The organism is Methanoculleus chikugoensis (assembly GCF_900095385.1).
GTDB classification, from domain to species: Archaea; Halobacteriota; Methanomicrobia; order Methanomicrobiales; family Methanoculleaceae; genus Methanoculleus; species Methanoculleus chikugoensis_A.
In genome coordinates this window covers 1-877 of the sequence record NZ_FMID01000002.1, presented here as the reverse complement: position 1 = coordinate 877, position 877 = coordinate 1, and the positions used below count along the sequence as shown (strand labels likewise).

Annotated in this window: 2 protein-coding genes; both read right to left on the bottom strand. The window is 58.5% G+C overall.

What is annotated here, in order from left to right; translation table 11 throughout:
* A partial coding sequence (gene hisE, locus L21_RS00175) for a phosphoribosyl-ATP diphosphatase (protein WP_074368498.1) occupies nucleotides 1-202 on the bottom strand: 202 nt, incomplete at its 3' end.
* Entirely contained in the window at nucleotides 195-635 is a 441-nt protein-coding gene (locus L21_RS00170; protein WP_074368497.1) for a NusA-like transcription termination signal-binding factor, read from the bottom strand. The genes L21_RS00170 and hisE, both read right to left, overlap by 8 nt.
* Between the last annotated feature and the right edge of the window lie 242 nt (nucleotides 636-877).

Genomic DNA, 877 nt, shown 5'->3' with positions numbered 1-877 from the left:
CCGCCTCAGAGACCGTCCTCTCCGGGACCTGGTTCTTGGCGGCAAGGATGAACTCGACCGCCTCTTCACCGACCTTTTCGAGGGATTTGTCGATCCCTTTCCGGTGGGTCAGGACGGAACTGACGTAGCTTTCGGCGGACGGGTGCTCCGCCCGGTCCTGGATGACCTGCCAGACCTCTTCGAGGATCTGCCAATCACGCATGGGTTTCCTCTCCCGCGAGCACCTCGCCGAGTTCGGTATCGAAGTACCGGGCAAGCAGGATCCGCGCCTTCTCGATGGTGCATCCGCCTTTTCCTATGGCGATGCCGAGGTCGCCCGGGCTGACGTACACCGTGAGTTTTCCGTCGTCTCTCTCCGCGACGCCGACGACGGCGGCAGGCTTGAAGACGTTCTTCGCAAACTGCTCGATCTGGGGGGAATATTCAACCATCTCGATGCGTTTTCCGAGAACCCTCTGCATCTTCCGGATATTGCTCCCCTTCCGGCCGATGGCGAGACCCATGTCTCCTTCTTTTATGAGGTATACTATGCGGTCGAAGCGCTCGTCGATGATGCAGTCCAGCGCGGTCGCCCGGGTAAGAATTCTCAACTCTTCGATATATCTTCGTTCTTTAAAGCATATGGTTCGTATCATTGAAGCAGTCCCCAATGGGAATGATGCGGTATGATATAGTCGCTCGCGGGATATATACCTGAGTACCCCGGGCATCGGGGAGAGGAGCCTGGTGGAGAGGAGTGCGCCCGGTTTTTCACCCGGACGGTGCCTCGTGGTGCTGTGAGGATCCGGGGCTGCCCGGTCCGGGAGCAAAGGGAGGCGTGCGGTTTTCCTCCTGCGGGAATGGGTGTTATTGATATCCTTTCGTAGGGGCGGAGACA

Bases quoted from the DNA above. Each gene is read 5' to 3' on its own strand.
- L21_RS00170 (WP_074368497.1), bottom strand. From the start codon at position 635: ATGATACGAACCATATGCTTTAAAGAACGAAGATATATCGAAGAGTTG.